This is a genomic window from Mesorhizobium sp. M1A.F.Ca.IN.020.06.1.1, from assembly GCF_004023265.1.
In the GTDB taxonomy this organism is placed as follows: domain Bacteria; phylum Pseudomonadota; class Alphaproteobacteria; order Rhizobiales; family Rhizobiaceae; genus Mesorhizobium.
Genome location: NZ_RZSR01000365.1, coordinates 1 through 5,376, shown reverse-complemented (window position 1 = coordinate 5,376; position 5,376 = coordinate 1). Strand labels below are relative to the sequence as shown.

General features: G+C 63.4%; 4 protein-coding genes and 1 pseudogene. All 5 read left to right on the top strand.

The window, feature by feature from the left end; translation table 11 throughout:
- A pseudogene (locus EOA60_RS17090) lies at positions 1-250 on the top strand (ABC transporter substrate-binding protein); the annotation flags it as partial.
- Positions 251-361: 111 nt separating this feature from the next.
- Positions 362-1,369: an ABC transporter permease gene (locus EOA60_RS17085; protein ID WP_066998120.1), complete on the top strand. Its 1,008-nt coding sequence runs from the start codon at positions 362-364 to the stop codon at positions 1,367-1,369.
- Positions 1,370-2,503, top strand: coding sequence for an ABC transporter permease (locus EOA60_RS17080; protein WP_095823820.1), 1,134 nt, complete (start codon positions 1,370-1,372; stop codon positions 2,501-2,503). It begins immediately after the preceding gene.
- Positions 2,504-2,513: 10 nt separating this feature from the next.
- Positions 2,514-4,184, top strand: coding sequence for an ABC transporter ATP-binding protein (locus EOA60_RS17075; RefSeq protein ID WP_128311646.1), 1,671 nt, complete (start codon positions 2,514-2,516; stop codon positions 4,182-4,184).
- Between the two features lie 20 nt (positions 4,185-4,204).
- Positions 4,205-5,376: alpha-glucosidase/alpha-galactosidase (locus tag EOA60_RS17070; protein WP_164899362.1), on the top strand; the 1,172-nt coding region annotated here is incomplete at its 3' end.

The following is a 5,376-nucleotide window of genomic DNA, read 5'->3' as shown; positions in this document are numbered from 1 at the left end:
GATGAAGAAGTTCCAAAAGATCTCGACCGAGCACGTCTACAATGTCGGGCTAACCGAATATCCCGGCGCGCTGATCGTCAACAAGCGCTTCTCCAACATCCCGCAGGGAACGCCGATCTTCATGTTCAACTGGGCCGAGGATTCGATCATTCGCGAACGCGTCTTCGTCGCAGCCGACAAACAGGCGAAATATGAGCTCTTCCCCGACGAGCTTCCCGGCAAGCCCGGAGACAAGGGGCCGATGAACTAGTTAACCTCCCTGACGAAGAGAACTCCGGTCGCGCCAGCTGGCGCGGCCGGACAAAGCCAAATCTCCGGTGCGCCCAAGGCGCGACCGGCCAGCAAAGGAAGCCGACCATCCATGTTGCGATTCCTGCTCATGCGCATAGCGTCGGCGCTTCCCGTGCTCGCCATCTTGAGCCTGGTCACCTTCGCCATCATCCAGGCGCCGCCGGGCGACTATGCCGACTACATCAAATCGCAGCTCATCAACCAGGGCGGCGCCTCCTATGCCGAGGCGGATGCACAGGCCCAGGCCTACCGGAAAGAACACGGCCTCGATAAGCCGCTGCCCGTTCAGTATCTCAACTGGATCGGCGGCATCGTCACGCGCGGCGATTTCGGCTACAGCCTCTACTACAACAGGCCGGTGGCGGACGTGGTCGGCGAGCGCCTGCCGCGCACGCTGCTCCTGGCGCTGGTCTGCCACCTGCTCGCCTCGGTGCTGGGCATAAGCTTCGGCATTTGGGCGGCGACCCGCCAGTATTCCTGGATCGACTCGACGCTCTCGGCCATCTCCTTCCTCGGCATGACGGTGCCGCGCTTCCTGATGGCGCTGATCATCGTCTACCTGCTGGTCTTCCAGTTCAACGTGTCGGAGATCGGCAGCTTCTTCTCGCCGCGATATGGCGGCGCGCCATGGTCGTGGGCAAAATTCCTCGACCTGGTCAAGCATGTCTGGCCGGTGGTGGCGATCGCGACCTTCGGCGGGCTCGCCTACAATATGCGCGTCATGCGCGGCAACCTGCTCGACACGCTCAACGCGCAATATGTCGAGACGGCCAAAGCCAAGGGCCTGACTGGCGGCGCCGTGGTGATGCGCCATGCCGTGCCCAATGCGCTGCATCCATTGGTCATGTATCAAGGCGTGGTGCTGCCCTACATGCTGACCGGCGAGATCGAGACGGCGATCATTTTCGCGCTGCCGACCGTCGGGCCGGCGATCGTGGGCTCGATGGCGGTGGGCGATGTCTATGTGACCGCAACCTTCATGATGGTTCTGTCGGCGACGCTGATCGTCGGCAACATCATCGCCGACATGCTGCTGGTCCTGCTCGACCCCCGCGTGCGCCAGTTCGGGGAACACTAGATGCTGGCCCGCGATCCCTCACCCCCGCCACCCACCGAAGGAGCCGCGATTCCGGCCGCGCATGGCAACGAGAGCTACATCGCGCTTGTCTGGCGCCGGCTGAAGCGCTCCTGGACCGGCATGGCCGGGCTATGCCTGGTCGTGCTGCTGCTTCTCATGACCCTTTTCGCGGAATTCCTCGCGCCTCTCGACCCGAAAGCGACCGATATCGCCTTCGCGCCGCCGCAGATGGCTAGCTTTCACGACAAGGACGGCAACTTCGGCGCGCGGCCAAGAATTTACGCGCTGGCCGAATCGACCGACCTCGACCCCGTGACCTTCCAGCCGATCGTCGGCCCCGATTACGATCATCCACGACTGCTCGGCTTCTTCGTCGAGGGCGCGCCCTACAAACTCTTCGGCCTCATCCCGGCGAACCGGCATTTCTTCGGCTCGATGGACGGCCAGCCGGTGCATTTCCTCGGCACCGACAAGTTCGGCCGTGATGTGCTGTCGCGCGCCATCCTTGGTTCGCGCGTCTCACTGATGATCGCGCTGACGGTGGTCTTCATCATCACCCTGATCGGAACCAGTGTCGGCATGGTGTCCGGCTATTTCGGCGGCCGGTTCGATGTCTGGATGCAGCGCTTCGTCGAACTGGTGCTCGCCTTCCCGCAACTGCCGCTTTACCTGGCGCTGACGACGCTGATCCCGGTCACCGCGCCGACCAATGTCTTTCTCGCCTTCGTCATCATCGTCATGTCGGCGCTTGGCTGGGCGCAGATGTCGCGCGAGGTACGCGGCAAGACGCTGGCGCTGGCGCGCATCGACTATGTGCGCGCGGCCATGGCGGTGGGCGCCACCGATCGGCGGATCATCATCCAGCACATCTTTCCCAATGTGATGAGCCACGTGATCGTCGCCGTGACGCTGGCGATCCCAACGGTGGTGCTTCTGGAATCCTTCCTCGGCTTCCTCGGCTTCGCGGTGAAGCCACCGCTGATCTCCTGGGGGCTGATGCTGCAGGACACCGCGACCTATTCGGTCATCGGCACCTATCCCTGGATCCTGTCGCCGGTCGGCTTCGTGCTGGTCACCGTCTTTGCCTTCAACGCGCTGGGCGACGGCCTGCGCGATGCCGTCGATCCCTATTGAGGTGGCAGGAATGACGACGATCGCGCTCGCCCAATCCTTCGCACCCGCCGTCCGGCTCGACCATGACGGACGCCACGACCAGCCGGTCGTCGACGCCCGCAACATCGAAGTCGCCTTCAAGGTCGAGCACGGCATCGTCGAGGCGGTTAAGGACGTCTCGTTCCAGCTCTATCGCGGCGAGACGATCGCGATCGTCGGCGAATCCGGTTCCGGCAAATCGGTGACCGCGCGCACCGTCATGGGGCTCTTGTCGCGGCGGGCAACGGTATCGCCGAGGTCAAGCGGCGACTATCTCGGACAGAACATCCAGAAATTCGCCGAGAGCGCCCGGCGCAAGCTGCGCGGCAACCGCATCTCGATGATCTTCCAGGAGCCAATGAGCTCGCTCAACCCGATCTATTCGGTCGGCAGCCAGATCGTCGAAGCGATCAGGGTGCACCGCAAGGTGAGCCGCAAAGAGGCCTGGGCGCGAGCGCTCGAGCTTTTGCGGCATGTCCAGATTCCCGAACCCGAAGCACGCCTCAAGCAGTATCCGCACCAGCTCTCCGGTGGCCAGCGGCAGCGCGTCATGATCGCCATGGCCTTGGCCAACGAGCCCGATGTGCTGATCGCCGACGAGCCGACCACCGCGCTCGACGTCACCGTCCAGGCGCAGATCCTCAACCTGATCCGCAATCTGCAGAAAGAAATGCGGATGGCGGTGGTTCTGATCACGCACGATCTTACCGTCGTGCACAAATTCTCCGACTATGTCTATGTCATGCAGCATGGCGAAATGCGCGAGCATAACGTCACCGAGCGGCTCTTCGCCGATCCGCAGCATCCCTACACAAAGCGGCTGCTCGCATCCGAACCACACGGCCGGCCGAAGCCGCTGCCCGAAAAGTCCAGCACGATCCTCGAGGCGAACGGCGTGCGCGTCTGTTTCACGCTGCGGCACGGTACGTTCCTGAAGCCGGACTGGCGCGAGTTGGTTGCGGTCGACGATCTCGACCTCAAACTTTGCCGTCACGAGACGCTGGGCCTGGTCGGCGAATCCGGTTCCGGCAAGACCACTTTCGGCCAGGCGCTGCTTCGGCTGCTCGACGCCAGGCGCGGCGAGATCCGTTTCGACGGCCAGCCGATCCAGGATCTCACGCGCGCCGAGATGCGGCCGCTGCGCTCGCGCATGCAGATCGTCTTCCAGGATCCGTTCTCCTCGCTCAACCCGCGCATGACGATCGGCCAGATCATCGAGGAAGGCCTGGTCGTGAACAGGATCGGGGCCACACGGCGCGAGCGGATCGAGCGGGTGCGTGAGGCGCTGGTCAGCGCCGGCATGCCCGGCGATATCCTGTCGCGGTTTCCGCACGAATTTTCGGGCGGCCAGCGGCAGCGCATCGCGATCGCGCGGGCCATCGCACTGGAGCCGGAATTCATCCTGCTCGACGAGCCGACATCGGCGCTCGATCTTTCCGTCCAGGCGCAGATCATCGACCTGCTGCGCAAGCTGCAGGACGAGCGCGGCTTGAGCTATCTCTTCATCTCGCACGACCTCAAGGTGGTGCGGGCGCTCTGCCACCGCGTGATCGTCATGCAGCACGGCAAGATCGTCGAACAGGGGCCCGTAGACGAGGTCCTCACCAGTCCCAAGACCGCCTACACCGAACGGCTCGTCCGGGCCGCTTTCGACGTGGCGTGACCATATTCCGGAGGCTCACAGTGGCAAGAAATCCCAGGATCACCTTCATCGGCGCCGGCTCGACGGTGTTCATGAAGAACATTGTCGGCGACGTGCTGCAGCGCCCGGCGCTGTCGGGCGCGACGATCGCTTTGATGGACATCAACCCGCAGCGGCTGGAAGAGAGCGCCATCGTCGTCAACAAGCTGATCGCGACCCTCGGCGTGAAGGCGAAGGCCGAGACCTATTCCGACCAACGCAAGGCGCTGTCCGGTGCCGATTTCGTCGTCGTCGCCTTCCAGATCGGCGGTTACGAGCCCTGCACCGTCACCGACTTCGAGGTGCCCAAGAGATATGGCCTGCGCCAGACGATCGCCGACACGCTGGGCGTCGGCGGCATCATGCGGGGCCTGAGGACGGTGCCGCATCTGTGGAGGATCTGCGAGGACATGCTCGCCGTCTGCCCCGACGCGATCATGCTGCAATACGTCAACCCAATGGCGATCAACACCTGGGCGATCGCCGCGAAATTCCCCCAGATCAAACAGGTTGGGCTCTGCCATTCGGTGCAGGGCACGGCGATGGAGCTGGCGCACGACCTCGACCTTCCCTATGAGGAGATCCGCTACCGCGCAGCTGGCATCAACCACATGGCGTTTTACCTCAAGTTCGAGCATCGCCAGCCGGACGGCTCCTACCGCGACCTCTATCCCGACCTTGTCCGCGCCTATCGCGAAGGCCGCGCGCCGAAGCCCGGCTGGAACCCGCGCTGCCCCAACAAGGTGCGCTACGAGATGCTGACCCGGCTCGGCTATTTCGTCACCGAAAGCTCGGAGCATTTCGCCGAATACACGCCCTATTTCATCAAGGAAGGTCGCCCCGACCTGATCGAGAAATACGGCATCCCGCTTGACGAATATCCGAAGCGGTGCATCGAGCAGATCGAACGCTGGAAGGGTCAGGCGGAGGCCTACCGCTCGGCCGACCGGATCGAGGTCGAGCAGTCAAAGGAATATGCCTCCTCGATCATGAACTCGGTGTGGACCGGCGAGCCGTCGGTCATCTACGGCAATATCCGCAACAATGGCTGCATCACCTCGCTGCCTTTAGACTGCGCGGCGGAAGTGCCGTGCCTGGTCGATGCTTCCGGCATCCAGCCGACCTATATCGGCGAGCTGCCGCCGCAGCTGACGGCGCTGATCCGCACCAACAT

Coding starts and splice junctions, on each gene's coding strand:
- EOA60_RS17085 (WP_066998120.1), top strand. CDS start 362: ATGTTGCGATTCCTGCTCATGCGCATAGCGTCGGCGCTTCCCGTGCTC.
- EOA60_RS17075 (WP_128311646.1), top strand. CDS start 2,514: ATGACGACGATCGCGCTCGCCCAATCCTTCGCACCCGCCGTCCGGCTC.
- EOA60_RS17080 (WP_095823820.1), top strand. CDS start 1,370: ATGCTGGCCCGCGATCCCTCACCCCCGCCACCCACCGAAGGAGCCGCG.